Source organism: Larkinella arboricola (genome assembly GCF_003259745.1).
In the GTDB taxonomy this organism is placed as follows: Bacteria; Bacteroidota; Bacteroidia; order Cytophagales; family Spirosomataceae; genus Larkinella; species Larkinella arboricola.
This window is the reverse complement of sequence record NZ_QLMC01000005.1, coordinates 248,345-266,340: the sequence shown is the minus strand read 5'-3', so window position 1 is coordinate 266,340 and position 17,996 is coordinate 248,345. Positions and strand designations below refer to the sequence as shown.

The 17,996-nt window shown below is 53.6% G+C and carries 12 protein-coding genes; 8 read left to right on the top strand and 4 right to left on the bottom strand.

Translation table 11 applies throughout. The annotated features are described in order from the left end of the window. Window positions 1-101 precede the first annotated feature (101 nt). The gene (locus LX87_RS20255; RefSeq protein ID WP_111630097.1) at window positions 102-3,359 is read left to right on the top strand and encodes a DUF7948 domain-containing protein; all 3,258 of its coding nucleotides are present in this window, start codon (window positions 102-104) and stop codon (window positions 3,357-3,359) included. Window positions 3,360-3,406: 47 nt separating this feature from the next. Next, a complete protein-coding gene (locus LX87_RS20250; RefSeq protein ID WP_111630096.1) occupies window positions 3,407-3,862 on the top strand; it encodes a DUF4920 domain-containing protein in 456 nt (151 codons plus the stop codon). A 42-nt stretch (window positions 3,863-3,904) separates the two neighbouring features. Here the strand turns inward: LX87_RS20250 and uxaC are convergent, their stop codons facing one another. Both uxaC and uxuA read right to left on the bottom strand, forming a co-directional pair. Continuing rightward, a complete protein-coding gene (gene uxaC / locus LX87_RS20245; RefSeq protein WP_111630095.1) occupies window positions 3,905-5,317 on the bottom strand; it encodes a glucuronate isomerase in 1,413 nt (470 codons plus the stop codon). Between the two features lie 135 nt (window positions 5,318-5,452). Next, window positions 5,453-6,658: a mannonate dehydratase gene (uxuA, locus tag LX87_RS20240; protein ID WP_111630094.1), complete on the bottom strand. Its 1,206-nt coding sequence runs from the start codon at window positions 6,656-6,658 to the stop codon at window positions 5,453-5,455. A gap of 147 nt (window positions 6,659-6,805) precedes the next feature. Here uxuA and LX87_RS20235 point away from each other — a divergent pair, with 147 nt between their 5' ends. The 4 genes from LX87_RS20235 (at window position 6,806) to LX87_RS20220 (ending at window position 11,815) form a co-directional block, all read left to right on the top strand. Further along, window positions 6,806-8,143 carry an MFS transporter gene (locus tag LX87_RS20235; protein ID WP_111630093.1) on the top strand — a complete coding sequence of 446 codons (1,338 nt, stop codon included), beginning with the start codon at window positions 6,806-6,808 and terminating at the stop codon, window positions 8,141-8,143. Window positions 8,144-8,328: 185 nt separating this feature from the next. Then, entirely contained in the window at window positions 8,329-9,324 is a 996-nt protein-coding gene (locus LX87_RS20230) for a sugar kinase (RefSeq protein WP_111630092.1), read from the top strand. A 91-nt stretch (window positions 9,325-9,415) separates the two neighbouring features. Continuing rightward, window positions 9,416-10,087: a bifunctional 4-hydroxy-2-oxoglutarate aldolase/2-dehydro-3-deoxy-phosphogluconate aldolase gene (locus LX87_RS20225; RefSeq protein WP_111630091.1), complete on the top strand. Its 672-nt coding sequence runs from the start codon at window positions 9,416-9,418 to the stop codon at window positions 10,085-10,087. 183 nt (window positions 10,088-10,270) lie between these two features. Next, complete coding sequence (locus LX87_RS20220) at window positions 10,271-11,815, top strand: tagaturonate reductase (RefSeq protein ID WP_111630090.1); 1,545 nt, start codon at window positions 10,271-10,273, stop codon at window positions 11,813-11,815. Here LX87_RS20220 and LX87_RS20215 read toward each other — a convergent pair. Both LX87_RS20215 and LX87_RS20210 read right to left on the bottom strand, forming a co-directional pair. Further along, window positions 11,787-12,545, bottom strand: a complete 759-nt coding sequence (locus LX87_RS20215) for a LytR/AlgR family response regulator transcription factor (RefSeq protein ID WP_111630089.1) — start codon at window positions 12,543-12,545, stop codon at window positions 11,787-11,789. The two genes, LX87_RS20220 and LX87_RS20215, sit on opposite strands and share 29 nt — an antisense overlap. After that, the gene (locus LX87_RS20210) at window positions 12,542-13,612 is read right to left on the bottom strand and encodes a sensor histidine kinase (protein ID WP_111630088.1); all 1,071 of its coding nucleotides are present in this window, start codon (window positions 13,610-13,612) and stop codon (window positions 12,542-12,544) included. Before LX87_RS20210 ends, LX87_RS20215 begins: the two co-directional genes overlap by 4 nt. 863 nt (window positions 13,613-14,475) lie before the next feature. Between LX87_RS20210 and LX87_RS20205 the strand changes: the two genes are divergently transcribed. Next, complete coding sequence (locus LX87_RS20205) at window positions 14,476-17,169, top strand: TonB-dependent receptor (protein ID WP_111630087.1); 2,694 nt, start codon at window positions 14,476-14,478, stop codon at window positions 17,167-17,169. Between the two features lie 102 nt (window positions 17,170-17,271). Beyond that, window positions 17,272-17,925 carry a YceI family protein gene (locus LX87_RS20200; RefSeq protein ID WP_111630086.1) on the top strand — a complete coding sequence of 218 codons (654 nt, stop codon included), beginning with the start codon at window positions 17,272-17,274 and terminating at the stop codon, window positions 17,923-17,925. Window positions 17,926-17,996: the final 71 nt, after the last annotated feature.

The window sequence follows — 17,996 nt, the reverse complement described above, 5'->3', positions numbered from 1 at the left end:
AGAGCCGATCCGGGACGAAAGAAGTTTTAATGTCTTTGGCCTCAGGTCTGGAATCTCTCGTCTGAAACTGGTATCTTGATCACTCTTTGTGTTGCCGGTCTATGCGTCGAACCATTACGTTTTCTTTCCTCTTTTTGCTTTCTGGGTTGTTCGGGCTGGCTTTCGCCGATGCACCGAATGCCGTGCGGTTTGTGCAGAACAAAGGTCAGTGGTCGCCGGAAGTGCTGTACCGGGCCGAGTTGCCGGGCGGTTTTCTGTTCCTGAAAAAGCAATCACTGCACTACGTTTTCTACGATTCCGAGTCTCTGGACCGGATTCATTCCGGCCCGGTCAGCCAGCCAGCCGCCCGAACGGCCCCGCCACCCACCCGCTCCGAGCCGATGGTTCGCGCCCACGGTGTGGACGTGCAACTGCAAAATAGCCTGCCAACCGCCCGGATTGAAAGCAAAAACCGCGTTTCTGAAAATATCAACTACTTTTTGGGCAGCGAATCCAGCCGCTGGGCCAGCGCCGTCCCGGCTTTTGGCGAAATCATTTACCACGACATTTATCCGGGTATCGACCTGCGCCTGTTTGCGTATTACCAAACCCTCAAATACGAATTTCTGGTGCGGCCCGGCGCTGACCCATCCCTGATTCGGCTGCGGTATGACGGGGCCACGGCGGTTCGTCAGGAAAACGGCCAGCTAATTATCCAAACTAGTCTGCTGCCTTTCCGGGAGGAAAAACCGTATTCATTTACCGAAAAAAACGGCAAAACGACGGAAGTAGCTTCGCAATGGCTGCTGGATGGGCAAACCGCTTCCTTCCATTTTCCAAACAGCTACGATACGCAGCAACCGCTTACCATCGACCCGACGCTGATTTTCGCGACGTATTCGGGGTCGGTCAGCGACAACTGGGGTCATACCGCCACCTACGACAACGAAGGCAATCTGTATACCGCCGGGACGGTTTTCGGCACCAGTTTCGTACCGACAACGGGCGCCTTCCAAACCCGCTACGGTGCCGAAATCGACATAGCCCTTATGAAATTCAGCCCGGACGGCAAACAATTGCTCTACGCGGCCTACCTGGGCGGTTCGACCGGGGAGACGCCCCATAGCCTGATTGTCAACTCCAAAAATGAACTGCTGATTTACGGCGTTACCTCCTCCACTAATTTCCCAACAACCGCTTCGGCCTACAACCGGAAATTCGCGGGCGGATCGGCGTACATTCCCATCGGCAACCAGGCACCCGACCCCAATAGCCTCTACGGTTCCATTTATTTCCGGAACGGAACCGATTTGTTTCTGGCGAAAATAAGTCCCGATGGTCGGGCACTACAGGGCAGTACGTATGTCGGCGGTTCGGGGAACGACGGACTGAATTATGCCGATCTCCACCTGGGTATTTATAATTACGGCGACGACCTGCGGGGCGAAATCATCCTCGACAAAAACGACAATGTGTACGTCGCAACCGTCACCATGTCCGGCGATTTTCCGGTCACGGCCAATGCCTCACAGACAAAACTTCTCGGACCGGCGGATGCGGTATTGTTGCAAATGAGCCCGGATTTAAGCCAGTTGCGCTGGAGTACCTTTTTCGGCGGCTCCGGTTACGATGTTTCCTATGCGCTTCGGGTCGGCGATTCGGGCGCGGTCTACGCCGTTGGGACCACCCTCAGCGCCGACTTACCGGGAACAGCCGGTGCCTACAAACCGCTGTTAGGTGGTCAGGAAGACGGCTTTCTGGTTAAATTCGTGAGCAATCGGGTTGAGCGCAGCACCTACCTGGGTACCAGCGCCGAAGACGCAGCGTACCTGATTGACCTCGATGCGCAGGAAAATCCGCACGTCTTTGGGCTGACCCGGGGCCAGTACCCGGTTTCGGACAGTGTGTACCAGAACGCCCGGAGCGGCCAGTTTATTCACGCCCTTAACCCATCGCTTTCCAAAACCATCTTTTCGACCGTCATTGGCTCGGGCCGCTCGTTGCCGGATATTTCTCCGACGGCTTTTCTGGTCAACGAGTGTGGTAACATGTACTTGTCGGGCTGGGGCGGGATTGTCAACGTCCGGAGCGCAAACGGCAGCAGCAGTACGCGGGGCCTGCCCGTCACGGCGGAAGCCTACCGCAAGACCACCGATGGCAACAATTACTGGCTGGCGCTGCTCGAACAGGGCGGCAAATCGCTGCTGTATGCGACTTTCTTCGGCAGCCAGAATCCCCAGGGGCGCGGTGACCACGTGGACGGCGGCACCAGCCGGTTCGACAAAAGCGGGGTGATCTACCACGCAGCCTGCGCCTGCGGAGGAACCAATTTTCCGGCAACAGCGCAGGTCTGGTCGCGAACCAACAAAAGCCCGAACTGCAACAATGCCGCCTTTAAATTTGACATCGACCACCTGAAAGCCGCTTTTGACGCCTACGAAGGAACCAAAAAAGATGTGGTAGAAGGCTGCACCCCGTTGACGCTTAATTTTGTTAATACCAGCGAGGGCGGCATCACCTATGCCTGGGATTTTGGCGGCACCGGCACCTCCTCCAGTCCGGGGGAAGTCAGCCATACCTTCGATAAACCGGGCGAATATACCGTCACGCTGTCGGCTTATAACAAGCTGACCTGCAAGCGGGTTGATGTAGCGCAGAAGGTTATCAAGGTGTATCCGGCCAATTTCAAGGTCAGCAACGACACCACCATTTGTCCCGGAAAACCGGTGCAGTTGCTGGCCGACGGAGGAAAGACCTACGCGTGGTCGCCCACTCAGGGCATGGTCAGTGCGACGGTACACAACCCCGTGGTCAGCCCCACCCAAACTACCACCTATACCGTCAAGATGACAAACGAAAGCGGCTGTTCGGCGGAGAAAAAGGTGACAATCAAAACCGACGATGGGTTTCGCCCGGTGGCCGAGGTGCGGCTCAATTCGGAATGCGGGCAACCAACGAAGGTGGAACTGGTCAATAAAACCGACGGGGCCGACGACTACCAGTGGGCGATGGGCAACGGCGACACCCTGCGCGCCAACACACCCGGCAGCTACCAGTACGCGCATTCCGGGCAGTACCAGATTTCGCTGACGACCTACAAAAACGGGTGCAGCCTGACGCTCAATCTACCGGTTGATATTGAGAATATGAGCGAAGTTCCCAACGTGGTAACGTCCAACAACGACGGCAAAAATGACGTTTTCAACATCGGGTTTACGGGTGCAAAACTGGAAATTTTCAACCGCTGGGGCAAACAGATTTACGCCAGTGACAACTATCCCAACAACTGGGGAGCCGACGCGCCCAACGGCCTGTATTACTACCTGATTACAACGCAGCGGGGCACCAAATGCAAAGGTTGGGTGCAGGTACTAGAGTGATTTTTTATTATTTTTGTTGTAGACCACTTCCAAAACCGCATCAGATTATGAAGCACTTAGCCATCTGGGCGCTTGCGCTCGGCCTCTCCTACGGCGCAATGGCGCAGGATAACAGCAGCTACCACGGCAGGAAAATCTCCGCCGACAACGCCATTCCTTCGACCGAACTGGCGGCCAAAATGGGCGATAAGAAAGAACTGGCGACCAAAGTGGAAGGTACCGTTGAGTCGGTTTGCCAGGTGAAAGGCTGCTGGATGCGGGTCAAAACCGCCGACAACCAGACCATGCTGGTGCGGTTCCGCGACTACGGTTTCTTTGTTCCGAAAGATATTGCCGGCAAGAAGGTTGTGTTTGAAGGAACCGCCGAAACCAAAACGACTTCGGTAGCCGAACTGCGGCACTACGCCGAAGATGCCGGTAAAAGCAAGGAAGAAATTACGAAAATCACCCAGCCCGAAAAAGCAATTGCCTTTACCGCTGACGGTGTGATTGTCAGGAAATAACCGTATTCAGAGTCGGGCCCGAACAGGCCCGACTCTGACTTATTAAAAACCAAAATAATCCTCCGCATTCCGGTAGCAGATGTCCTGCACCAGCTTGCCAATCCAGTCAATGTCGTTGGGCAGTTCGCCGTTTTCGACGTCTCTCCCAAAAAGATTGCAGAGAATCCGGCGGAAGTATTCGTGCCGTGGGTACGACAGAAAACTGCGTGAATCGGTCAGCATCCCGACAAATCGGCTCAATAATCCCATATTCGACAGGGCGTTGATCTGCTTCTCCATCCCGTCTTTCTGATCGAGAAACCACCAGCCCGAGCCAAACTGAATTTTGCCCGGCACCGACCCGTCGTTGAAATTCCCGATCATCGTTGCCATGATTTCGTTATCGGCGGGATTCAGGTTGTACAGAATGGTTTTTGCCAACTGATCGCGGTTGTCGAGTCCACCCAGGAAACGGGCCAGCGGACGGGCCTGCTGAAAATCGCCGATGCTGTCCCAACCCGTGTCCGGCCCCAGCGTCCGTAGGGCCCGCTGGTTGTTGTTCCGCAAAGCCCCCAGGTGAAACTGCTGCGTCCAGCCCTTCTCCCAGTCCCATTCGGCAAACCGGTCGAGCATGTACGACTTGAACTGCAACCGCTCGGTTTCGCTCAATACCGCATTGGAAAGCGTTTTTTCAAAGATGGCCCGCACCTCCGATTCGGTGTAGGGTTCGGCATAGACGGTTTCCAGACCATGATCCGACAACCGGCAACCGGCCTGGGCAAAGTAGTCGTGGCGCTGTTTGAGGCAGTCCATGTACGTATCAAGCGTGCGGATCTCCTGGTTGCACACTTCGCCCACCCGATTCACATACGCCTGAAAAGCCGCAACATCGTCGATGGCCATTGCCTTGTCGGGCCGGAAGGTAGGCAGCACCCTGACTTCAAAACCGTCGTCGGCAATTTTCTTGTGGTGCTCCAGCGAATCCGTGGGGTCGTCGGTGGTGCAGACCGTCCGCACGTTGAAGTGCCGCAGCAGGGTGCGGGTCGATAAGCCCGAGAGTTGTTCGGTACACGTGTCGTAGACCTCCCGGGCGGTGTTTTTATTCAGAATCGTTTCAACGCCGAACGGGTTTTTCAACTCCATGTGCGTCCAGTGGTAGAGCGGATTCCGCATTGTGTACGGCACGGTTTCAGCCCACTTTTCAAACTTTTCGTAATCCGACGCATCGCCGGTGCAATACCGTTCCGGTACGCCGTTGGTGCGCATGGCCCGCCATTTGTAATGGTCGCCGTAGAGCCAGATCTGCGTCAGGTTCTCAAACCGTTTGTCGGCAGCAATCTGATCGGGCGGCAGGTGGCAGTGGTAGTCAATAATAGGCATCGCCTTGGCGTAATCGTGGTAGAGCCGCCGGGCGGTATCGGTCTGAAGCAGAAAGTCTTCGTCGAGAAAGGATTTTATCGGATGATCAACCAGCATGATCGTAGTAGATTCGTTTGAAAGAAAAGGTTCTTATCCGGGCTTTTTACCCGTCGGCACCGCATCCAATACCGATTAACGTCTGAGCGGTATGGGCAACCTGCCTACCTCCCAAACGTTAACCAGCGCTATCAATTACAGACTGGCCCGTTCAATACCCAGCATCAAGCCGCGCAGTTCGGCCAGTCCGCGCAGCCGCCCGATGGCTGTATAACCGGGGTTGGTGCGTTTGACGGAATTCAGGTCGTCGAGCATTTTGTGGCCGTGATCGGGCCGGAACGGCATCCGGAAATCGTCGCGTCCTCGCTCCTGCCGACGGCGTTGCTCGCCAATCAGCGCACTCATGACACCAAACATATCCACGTCGCCGTCGAGGTGGTTGGCTTCGTAAAAATTGCCTTCCTCATCCCGTTTCGTACTCCGCAGGTGAATGAAATGAATGCGCGAACCCAGCCGGTCCACCATCCCCACCAGGTCGTTGTCGGGCCGTACCCCGTACGAACCCGTACAGAAACACAGTCCGTTGGCCTTCACATCAACGGCATTCAGCACCATTCGGGCGTCTTCTTCCGTACTCACCACACGGGGCAGACCCAGAATCGGGTACGGCGGATCATCGGGGTGAATCGCCAGCCGAACACCCGCATCCTGCGCAACCGGCACAATTTCGCGCAGAAAGGCGTAGAGATTTTCGCGTAACTCCTTGTCACCGGTGTATTTATAGGTATCCAGCGTTTCCTGAAACTGCTCTACGGTATAGCTTTCTTCGGAACCCGGCAAGCCCGCAATAATGTTCCGTTGCAGGCGTCGGGCGGCTTCTTCGTCCAGCGACTCGAAACAATGACGGGCTTTCCGGAGCTGCTCGGGCGAGTAATGCTCCTCGGCACCGGGGCGTTTGAGGATAAACAGTTCAAATGCCGCAAATTCGGCCGCATCGAAGCGCAAAGCCGTCGAACCGTCGGGCATCAGGTAGTCCAGATCGGTACGCGTCCAGTCGAGCACCGGCATGAAATTGTAGCAAACCGTGTCGATGCCGCACCGACCCAGGTTCACAATCGACTCCTTGTAGTTTTCGATGTATTGCTGAAAGCCGTCGGTACGGGTTTTGATCGCTTCGTGTACCGGAATGCTCTCCACGACCGACCACGTCAGCCGGTGTTCACCGGGCGCACCGGCTTCAATCAGGGATTTGCGGGTCGTAATATCATCGACGGACCACACCTGCCCGTTCGGAATATGGTGTAAAGCCGTTACGATACCCGTTGCGCCAGCTTGTCGGATGTCGGCCAGACTTACGGGGTCGGCGGGGCCGAACCATCTCCAGGTTTGTTCTAATGCCATTTTTTTGTGGGTAATGTTGCTAGAAAAAGAAAGAGTCCGGGCGGCTCTACTCATTTTACCTTGCGGCCCTGCGATCTACTATTTTTTCGCGGCATTTCGGTATGTTTGGCTGGATTTTGTCTTTTAGACCTGCTAACCTTTTGTCGGATGCCCAACCTTTCCGGAAATTATCGCTGGCGGATTGTGCTGCTGCTGTTTTTCGCGACAACGATCAACTACATCGATCGGCAGGTGCTTTCGTTTACCATGATCGACGAAACATTCCGGCAGGAGATGATGGGTAAAACCGGCGAGGAAGCCCTGACCGAGAGCGATCTGGACCAGTTTAAGGTGCTGTACAGCTACATCGATACGGTTTTCAAGGTGGCCTACGCGCTCGGTTTTCTGCTGACGGGCTGGCTCATCGACCGGGTTGGCACCAAACGCGGCTTTTCCATTTCCATCGTGGTCTGGAGCATTGCCGGTGTGCTGAATGCCTTTATCGGTTCCCTGCGCGGGCTGAGTATGGTCCGGTTCATGCTGGGCATCGGCGAAGCGGGCAATTTCCCCTCGGCGATTAAATCCGTGGCGGAATGGTTTCCTAAAAAAGAACGCTCGTTTGCCGCAGGACTTTTTAACGCCGGAACCAACGTCGGCATCATTGTTACGGCGGCTCTGATTCCGTGGCTCACGCTCCAGTTTGGCTGGCGGTTTTCGTTTATTGCAACGGGCCTGCTGGGTTTTCTGGTTCTGATTGCCTGGCTGAAAATCTACCGCCGTCCGGAGGAGCACCCGCAGGTCAGCCGGGCCGAACTGGCTTACATCCAACAGGATAAAGAAGAGGATATTCCGGAAGAAAAACTATCGTGGTGGCGTCTGCTGGGATTCCGGCAGACCTGGGCGTTTATCGTCGGCAAGTTTATGTGCGATCCGATCTGGTGGTTTTACCTAAGCTGGCTCCCCGATTTTTTCAACAGCAGCGAATCGCTCGACCAGCGGCTCGATCTGAAAAACGTCGGATTGCCTTTTCTGGTTATTTACATCGTTTCCGACGGCGGCAGCGTTCTGTTCGGGTGGCTGTCGTCCAAGTTTATCCAGTTGGGCTGGTCGGCCAACCGGGCGCGGAAAATCACCATGCTCATCTGCGCCCTTTGCGTCACGCCAATCTTTTTTGCGGCCCAAACCAGTAGTATTTACGTAGCCATTGCCTTAATTTCTCTGGCAACGGCGGCTCACCAGGGCTGGTCGGCCAACATCTATACATTCGCGTCCGATTTGTTTCCTAAAAGTGCGGTGGCTTCGGTTACGGGCATCGGGGGTATGTTTGGGGCGATGGGCGGTATTCTGCTGGCGGCCGTTGCGGGCAATATCCGGGTCAGTTTCGGCTACCTGCCCCTGTTTATAATTGCCAGTTCGACCTACCTGATTGCACTGGCCATTATTCACCTGCTATCGCCCACGCTGGAACCGGTGACTAAAAAGGAACTGGATAGTATTGGTGTTTAACGGATTACTAGTTCAAAGCTGGATAGCTGGCAAGGAAAACGGCAAGGCTGGTTAAAAATGGTTGGATGATCCAAGGGTATAATAGTTCCTCCTGCACATCCTTACCATAGAGTCCTTTAAACCGTATAGCCGTCCAGCCATTTTTAGCCATAAAACCACCTAACCATTAACAACTTATTCCATACTTGAAAAAAATAGTTACGTTCGGCGAGGTCATGATGCGACTGGCTCCGCCGGGTTTTGCAAAGTTCAATCAGGCGCATTCCCTGAATGTGGTCTATGGCGGCACGGAAGCTAACGTGGCCGTTTCGCTGGCTTACTTTGGCTGTGAGGCCGTTCATGTCACCCGTTTCCCGGATCACGCGCTGGGCCGGGCCGCAGCCGCTACGCTACGGTTCCACGGGGTCGATACCTCCCGCATCACCTACGGACCGGGGCGACTTGGCCTGTACTTTCTGGAAACGGGGGCCGTCAGCCGCGCCAGCCAGATCATCTACGACCGCTACGATTCGGCGTTCTCGCTGATTCAACCGGGTGACTTTGACTGGGATGCCATTCTGACCGGAGCCGACTGGTTCCACTGGTCGGGCATCACGCCGGCTTTGTCGCAACAGGCTGCCGACTGCCTGCTGGACGCCATTCAGACCGCCAACCGGCTGAGCGTCAAGGTATCGGGCGATATCTATTTCCGGAGCAATCTGTGGAAATATGGCCGGACACCGCAGGAAATCCTGCCCGCTTTAACCGCTGGCTGCGATCTGGTGCTGGGCAATCAGGCTAATTTCGAAGAACTCTACGGGGTGGAAGCCGATACGTTCGACGATGCCTGCCACCGAATGCAGGAGAAGTTTCCGCGCATCCAATATTTCACGGATACCGAACGGGAGTCGGTCAGTGCGTCGCACAACCGGCTGACGGCCAAGATCTTTGACGGAACCACCATGTATTCGTCCGAAGTGTACGACATTACACACATCATCGACCGCATTGGCGGGGGCGATGCGTACCTGGCCGGACTGATTTACGGTTTATTAGCCACCGACGATCCGCAATACGCCGTTGAATTTGGCGCGGCTGCTTCGGCGCTCAAACACACCGTCGAAGGCGACGCCAACCTGGTTACCGTTCCGGAAGTTGAAGCCCTGGTGCAAGGGGATAAATCCGGACGATTGAGAAGATGATTATGAATGAAGAGTTAAGAGTTATGAGTTATGAGTTGAACACATCCGTTAACTCTTAACTCTTAACTCTTAACTCATAACTAAAAAAGAGGTGTCTCGTTTTTCAAGATTAGAGGTTTACGAAACCATCCGGCGGGTGCCGATGGTCCCGGTTTTTTATCATGCTGACCCTGAAATTTGCCGCGAGGTGCTGGGAGCTTGTTACCGGGCAGGCATTCGGGCGTTCGAGTTTACCAACCGGGGTGACTTCGCGCACGAAATTTTCGGCGAACTGGTCAAAATAGCCGCCCGCGACTTTCCGGACCTGATCCTCGGTGCCGGAACGCTCGTCGAATCCGGAACTGCCGCGCTGTACATCCAGTCGGGGGCGAACTTCATCGTGGGGCCGTCGTTTCACGAGTCCATTGCCCGCACCTGCAACCGCCGGAAGGTGGCTTATATGCCCGGCTGCGCCACGCTGACCGAGATTTCGGCGGCTGAGGAACTGGGCGCAGAAATCGTAAAAATCTTTCCAGGCGATACGCTCAGCCCCGGTTTTGTGAAGGCCATCAAAGGCCCCATGCCGTGGACCAGCGTGATGGTAACGGGGGGCGTTGAACCCACCCGGGAAAGTCTCGGAAGCTGGTTCAAAGCCGGTGTGACTGCCGTTGGCATGGGTTCGCAGTTGTTCCCGAAAGACATTTTGAGTAACCGGCAATTCGACCAGATTGAGGCCAAAGCGAAGGAAGTCCTTTCGATTATTGAGTCCCTGCGTGCCAAATAATACGTGATGAAGGCGGAACGATGAATCATGAAAGCCGGGCAGCCCGGTGTAAATCAATTCAGAACGCATCGTTCCCACTTTATCATTCCCTAAGGTTGTTTGCGCTCAATGTGTTTAAACCTTACTTTTACACATTACATTCTATTTTAATTCCGTCGAGACCACCGCGAAACGTATCATCTCATGACATCACTGAACCGTTCAAACCATCCGGCTGCTATCCATCCGGAACGCGTGCTGCAATTCGGCACGGGCGTTTTGCTTCGTGGATTGCCCGACTACCTGATTCATAAAGCCAATCAGCAGGGTATATTCAACGGCAGTATCGTGGTTGTGAAGTCAACCGGTGGCGCAACGGACGAGTTTGCGGAACAGGACGGTTTGTATACAGTGGTCAGTCGGGGCCTTCAGAAAGGTCAATTGGTGGACAAACACACGGTGGTGTCGGCCATCAGCCGCGTGATTTCGGCGCAGGAAGACTGGAAAGCCGTGCTGGATGTCGCCAAAAAGCCGTCGTTGCAGGTCATTATTTCCAACACCACCGAGGTTGGGATTCAGTATGTGGAAGAGAGCATTTTCCAGAATCCGCCCCAATCCTACCCGGCCAAACTGACGGCTTTTCTGTACGAACGGTTCAAGAATTTTGGCGGTGGACGCAATAAGGGCCTGGTGGTTGTCCCGACCGAGTTGATCAGCGACAACGGCCTGAAACTGCGTGACATCGTGGAGAAAATAGCCCTGCACAACGAACTGGGCAAGCTGTTTATGAAGTGGCTGAAATACCACGTTCGCTTCTGTAACTCGCTGGTTGATCGCATTGTACCGGGCAAACCCGACACCGAAACGCACGCTCAGCTGCAACAGAAACTAGGCTACAGCGATAAGCTCCTGATCATGGCAGAACCGTATCGGCTGTGGGCTATTGAAGGGGATGATCGCGTTAAAAATGTCCTGACCTTTGCCAAAACTGATCCGGGTGTCATCATCGACGAAGACATTAATTTTTACCGCGAACGCAAACTGCGCGTCCTCAACGGCAGCCACACCATCAGCGTTCCGCTGGCGTATCTGCTCGGGCTGGAAACCGTCCACGAAATGATGCAGCACCCGCTGATGAGCCGGTTTGTGGAAGATGTAATCACGCACGAAATTGTACCGACCCTGCCCGAATGGATGATTCCGGAAGAGAATCCGGAGGCCGTCCGGGAGTTTGCCGCCGACGTTCTCGACCGCTTCCGTAACCCGTACATCGAACACCTACTGCTGAACATTACGCTTCAGGAAACGCTTAAAATGCGGGCCCGCAACCTCCCGACCATCCAGCGGTTTGTGGAGCAGCATGAGCAAATCCCGCAGCGCATGGCCCTGGGATTTGCGGCTTATCTGCGGTTTATGAAAGCCGTTCGGGAGGAAGATGGCGTGTATCTGGGCGAAGCCACAACGCCCACCGGCGGCATCATCACCTATCCCATCCGCGACGACCACGCCGAATACTTTTATAAGTTGTGGCAACAGGTCGATGTACACGATGCCTCTTCCGTCCGGAACTTCGTCCAGACGCTCTGCGCCGACACCTTACTCTGGGAAACCGACCTGAGCGTGCTGAGCGGTTTTGGTGATGCCGTTGCCGATCACCTCAGCAACCTGCTGACACTGGGCGTCGAAGCTACCCTGGAGCGCCATGTTGCCGCAGCGGAGTCTACGACCAGCGGCTCAGAAATTGGTTGAATGCGTCTTTGTGCTGATCGCTGACCGGAATGATAGCCGGTCCGATCTGGATGGTATTCCGGGTAACGGCTTCAATTTTGTCCAGTGCGACAATAAAAGATCGATGTACCCGCATGAAACGTCGGGCGGGAAGTTTATCTTCCAGCGCCTTTAGACTGGTCAGTGACAGAATGGGTTTGGGAACGGCATCAGGCCGTTCTTTCCGCAAATGAACTTTCACATAGTCTTTCAGACCTTCGATGTAAAGAATGTCGTTGAACGCTATCCGGACCAGTTGATATTCCACTTTCAGAAATAAGTACTCTTCTTCCGGTTCGGGGACGGTCGGTGTCAGTGCAGGGGCAGGCCGCTTGACCAGCTCAAAATACGCTTTAGCCTTATTGGCGGCCCGCAGAAATTCTTCGTAATTGAACGGTTTGAGCAGGTAATCCAGCGCATCCACTTTGTAGCCTTCGAGCGCAAAATGGTTATAGGCCGTCGTGAAAATAACCCGTGGTGTATGACCGGTCTGGTTGCGCTCGATCACGCGGGCGAGTTCCATACCCGTTAGATCGGGCATCTGAATATCCAGAAAAAGAAGATCGATGGGGTGATCGTGCAAGCCTTGTAAGGCCTCTACGGCGCTGCTGTAACGCCCGGCCAGGTTCAGAAAAGGTGTTTTTTCAATGAACGCACACACCAGCCCGAGGGCCAGCGGTTCGTCGTCGACCGCAATGCAGTTTAATATCATGAGAGATTCAGATTCAGGTGTACCAGGTATTCATTGGCGGGTTGATCCTCCATTACCGAAAGCTGATACCGTTCGGGATAAAGCAGGTCGAGCCGCCGACGCGTATTGGTAAGCCCAATGCCACTGCCGACTTCGAGTGACTGATTTTTTTCGGGGAATATCGTATTTCTCACTTTCATTTCCAACTGGCTTCCATCCTGGTGAATGCTGATCACAATCCGGCTGGGCATGATCGCGCTGACCCCGTGCTTGAACGCATTCTCGACAAATGGCAGCAGCAGCATCGGTGCAACCGGTACGTCTTTCAGGGGCGTGGGCTGTTCGAGCGTTACGGTTACCTTGTCCGTCAGCCGAAGCTGCATGAGTTGAATATAATCCTGTACAAAGTCGATTTCCTTACTCAGCATCGTGGTGTCGTTACCGGTTTCGTAGAGCACGTACCGCATCATCCGCGACAGCCGGTGCAGGGCCTCACGCGACGCTTCTCCGTCGATAAGCGTTAGGGCGTAGATGTTATTGAGCGTGTTGAAAAAGAAATGCGGGTTGATCTGCGCTTTCAGAAACGACAATTCCGAACTGACCCGGGCCTGTTCCAGATCCAGCCGAAGCCGGGCGTCTTCCTGCCACTTCTGCACGGACGCAATGCTGGTTCCAATCCCGAGCATCAGAAAGGTGGTGACCAGAATCGGCTGGCTCCATGCCCAGACGTTCCGGGGCTTTCGGGGGCCGCCCTCGGGGTGCCAGGCCCGGTGCATGAGTTCCGGCAGATTAAGCCAGTTATCAACGTGAAAAAGTACCACCACCACAAAAACGGCGGTAACAAACAGGGAGGTTATATACAGACTGGTCTGGTCGCGAAAGAGCAGATAAGGCACCAGTAACTGGGTATTTAAATAAAAGGACCCGACCAGCAGACTAAAATAAAATCCTTGCTTAATCCAGAACTGCGGGGGTGCCGTGATATCCCAGTTCAGGGGTTGGTACACCAGCAGAGCAAAGCCCAGCAGCCCCCATGCCAGAATATGAATTAAAACGGGCACACTTCGACGTAACGTGAGTAATTTCATGAGATGTTAAGGCTTACGTGCTAATTTCAGGTTGGAAAGCTTCTCCGAAAATGACAAAACAACCTGATTTCAGCGAAACCAGGTTGTCCAACTACCATCTCTATTAATAATCTTTTCTATCGTATACGACTATATGTATAAGATCGTCCAACAACGCATATACTGAGAATATGTCAGGACGTGTAAGGGCGTCAATTATTTGACAATTTTACGGCACAACCGTTAAAAACGCACGGTAGAATCGACAAATTGCCACCTTATCCCGACCAATGGCCGTTTTTTGCCTATTATCGACTCTTACCCTTTCCAGTTCGTTCTCCCGGCCTTTTGTTTACTAACCAGTCCAGCCAAACCAGCAACCATCAACACTAACTACCTGGCATACCGAATTTTGCAACAAAAACAGCATCTTTTCCTTTATTCCACTCCCGTTTTTGGCGGCCGCCGGTCCGCAATCTCCCTGAAAATTATACGTCCCTGAAAACCGTACGGGTCAGCATCGTTTCCCTTCTTCTGAGCATGACAATCGTTGGTTTCTCCAATCATACCGGTCATAAATAAACGCTCCAATCATGCCTAACTGCGTTTCTGAACCACATGAAGATTGATGTGGTGCTTTACGCCGACCCACAACGCACGTTCCCACACCGGCTGTATTCCAGACCATTTCAATTCACTGATACTAAGGCCCTGACACGGTCGCTTACCTGGTGCCAACACTTTCGTATCTAAAAAATACGACTGGAGTTCATCGGTGAAAAGACGGCATCCGGCGACGTTCCTGCCGTTTTAGTCTATTCCATTTTATAGATCACCTGCGCCATGGTTATTTTGTACATTCATTTTCCAATGAAATCGAACTCATGTCAAAGTTTTCCTTCTCACTATTTTTAGGAATTTTAAGCCTGGGAGCATTCCAGGCATTCGCCCAGTTCCCGGGCGGAGGTGGCGGTTTTGGCGGACCGGGTCGGTTTAGCCAACCGGGTCAGCGTACCAATCAACAGGACAAAACATTCATTCCCGGCACCGCCGATGACGACAAACCGCGTGGCAACGGCAAGATTAACGGCTTTTTGATGGATTCCACCTCCAATCAACCCGTCGAATTCGCGACAATTGCCCTGATTGACACCAAAACCGGTAAGCCCATCGACGGAACTACGGCGGATGGCAAAGGGAAATTCTCTTTAACGAAACTGGCCCCCGGCGAATACCGTCTGCAATATTCCTTCCTGGGGTATCAGAATAAGCTATCCAACCTGATTAAGATTGAAAAAGGCTCGGACATCAACGTGGGCATCGTCAAGCTCTCGCAGGATATCCGCACACTGAATGAAGTCGTTGTGACCGGACAGGCGGCCCTTATTGAAGAAAAAGTAGACCGTCTGGTGTATAATGCCGAAAAAGACATTACCTCCAAAGGGGGCGATGCCGCCGACATCATGCGGAAAGTGCCGATGCTGAGCGTCGATCTGGACGGGAACGTCAGTCTGCGCGGGAGCGGTAACGTCCGGGTTTTGATCAACAACAAACCGTCAACGATCATTGCCAGCAGCGTAGCCGACGCCCTCAAGCAGATTCCGGCCGACATGATCAAGTCCATAGAAGTTATTACATCGCCCTCCGCGAAGTACGACGCCGAAGGTTCTGCCGGGATTATCAACATCATTACCAAGAAAAATACGTTGCAGGGAGCGACCCTGAACATGGACGTTGGCACCGGAAACCGGAGTTCAAACCTGAACCTGAACGCCAGCTACCGTCAGGGCAAAATGGGCTTCAACCTCGGCGGGTTTGGCCGGGGCATGTACAACGTCAGGGGAGCCTTCAACAATACGCAGACCACCATTGGCCAGACCGGCACGACCACGACCATTCAGTCGGCCGATACCCGCCAGCGCGGACTATTTGGCAACTACCAGTTTGGCTGGGATTATGACATCGACAAAAATACGTCGCTGTCGGCCACGGTACGGTACGGTCTGCGGAACATGATCAACTTCCAGGACAACCTGCAAACCATGTCGTACGTCAACCAATTGGTCACGCAGTCGGGCCGGAACGTGGAGTCGAAAAACCTGTCCGGAACGGTTGATGCCAACGTTAGCTACACCAAAACGTACAAGACCAATCAGGAACTGAGCATTCTGGGTCTGTACAGCCGCAACAACAACACGAACAATTTCATAACCGAACTGCTCAACGGTACGGATATGCACACGATCACGGGCCGTCAGCGGAACAATAACCTGAGCCATAACCAGGAATCGACCCTGCAGCTCGACTACCAGACCCCGATCAAACGCAATCAGTTGCTGGAATTTGGGGGTAAGGGTATTTTCCGGAAAATGAACAGTGACTATCAGTTCTATACGACTACCGGCGATAACGAAAATTACGAACTGAGCCCGATTCAGCCGTCCAACGGATTGAACTACGACCAGAACATCACGGCCCTGTATGCCGCCTATACCTTATCGACCAAAACCAAATGGACGCTGAAAGCCGGGGGCCGCTACGAATACACCTTCATCAACGCCCGCTTTGACAACAACAGCGAACAGCTAAACGGCAGTGTAAAGGATATTCCGGATTACGGTGTTTTTGTTCCGAGTGTCAATATCTCGAAAGGAATCAAGGGCGGAAAAATCATCAAACTGGCCTATAACCGCCGGATTCAGCGCCCGGGTATCCAATCCCTGAACCCGAACATCAATGCGGCCAACCCGCTGAACATCAGCCAGGGTAACCCGAACCTGTCGCCCGAATACACCGACAACGTCGAACTGGGATTAAGCGGTCAGGTCAAGAAATTCTACCTGAATGCAACGTTATTTGCCCGGATTACGGACAATTCCATCATGAGCCTCCGGGATACGGCCACCCGCAACATCGGTACGGAGCTTAATCCGAATTTCCAGACCGTTGTCAGCACCACCACGCAAAACATCGGAACGGAACGCGCCTACGGGATGAACGTCTTCACAAACGTAACGCTGTTCTCCATCTGGCAACTGGGTGGCGGTTTTGACCTCTATCACGCTTACCTGACCAACAACAACGCCAGCGCCCTCTACGGTGCTTCCAATTCAGGCTGGGTGCTGGGTGGCCGGTTGTTTACCAGCATTACGCTGAAAAACGGCTGGGGTATCCAGGGCTTCGGTGGCGGTCGCGGACGGCAGATCAACCTCCAGGGGTACCAGGGCAGTTTTGCCTTCTACAACCTGGGTGTGAAGAAAGATTTCAACAGCAAGCGCGGCAGCATCGGTCTCTCTGCTGAAAACTTCTTTAACCATCCGTTCAAAATTCGTTCCGAGACAATTTCACCGCTGGTCTCACAGCGTAGCGTCAACAGCATGTACAATGCCGGTGTTCGCGTGAACTTCTCGTATCGACTGGGTAAAATGAGCATGGATGGATCGGGCTTCAGCCTAGGCCGCCGGAAAAAATCCATCAACAACGACGACCAGAAAAGCGGTGGCGACGACAACGGCGGTGGCGCTGTTCAACAGCCCCAAACCCAGCCCGCAGGCGGTGGCCGTCCCCGGCAGAAATAATTTCTGACTATTCCACTTTACCGACAGAATTACAGGATGTTTCGTTCTGTAATTCTGTTTATCTTGCTAACGTAAACCGTTTATCAACTTAACCTCTCTATTATGCAAACCAACCGAATTTTTGCCGGACTACTCGCCATGGCTATGCTGGCGTCTACCCCGTTGACGATTATTGCCGGAACGCACGGTCCCGACAAACGCCCCGGAGCCGTCGTCACCAAAACCGTTACGTATGCCGTCGATACCGAGCAAAGCACCATCGTCTGGAACGCCAAGAAAGTCGGTGGCGAACATACGGGCAACATCAAACTGTCCAAAGGTGAGTTTGTGTTCAACGGGAATAAACTAACGGCCGGAACGTTCACCGCCGACATGACCTCCCTCAGCGAAAACAAAGGCAACGAGCGGGTTGTTGGGCACCTGAAAAACGACGATTTCTTTGCGGTCGATAAAAACCCGACGGCAACGTTTAAAGTCACCAAACTGGCGCCGATTTCCGGTGCCGCTGCCGGTCAACCGAACTACAACGTGACCGGTGATTTGATGATTAAAGGCACGACCAAACCCATTACGTTCCCGGCTACGGTTAAACTGGAGGGCGACAATGTGGAAGCTACGGCCAAACTGACCGTCAACCGGCTGGATTATGACATCAAATACCGGGCTGCAATCATCGGTACGGCGGCTGATAAAATCATTGAAGACACCTTCAGCCTTGACCTGAAACTGGTAGGCAAGAAATCTAAACCGATGTAACCGGTTTCACTATTTTGCTTACTTACCGAAGTCATTCGTTGTTCAAATCTTTGCTGTTTCCGCTCAGAAAC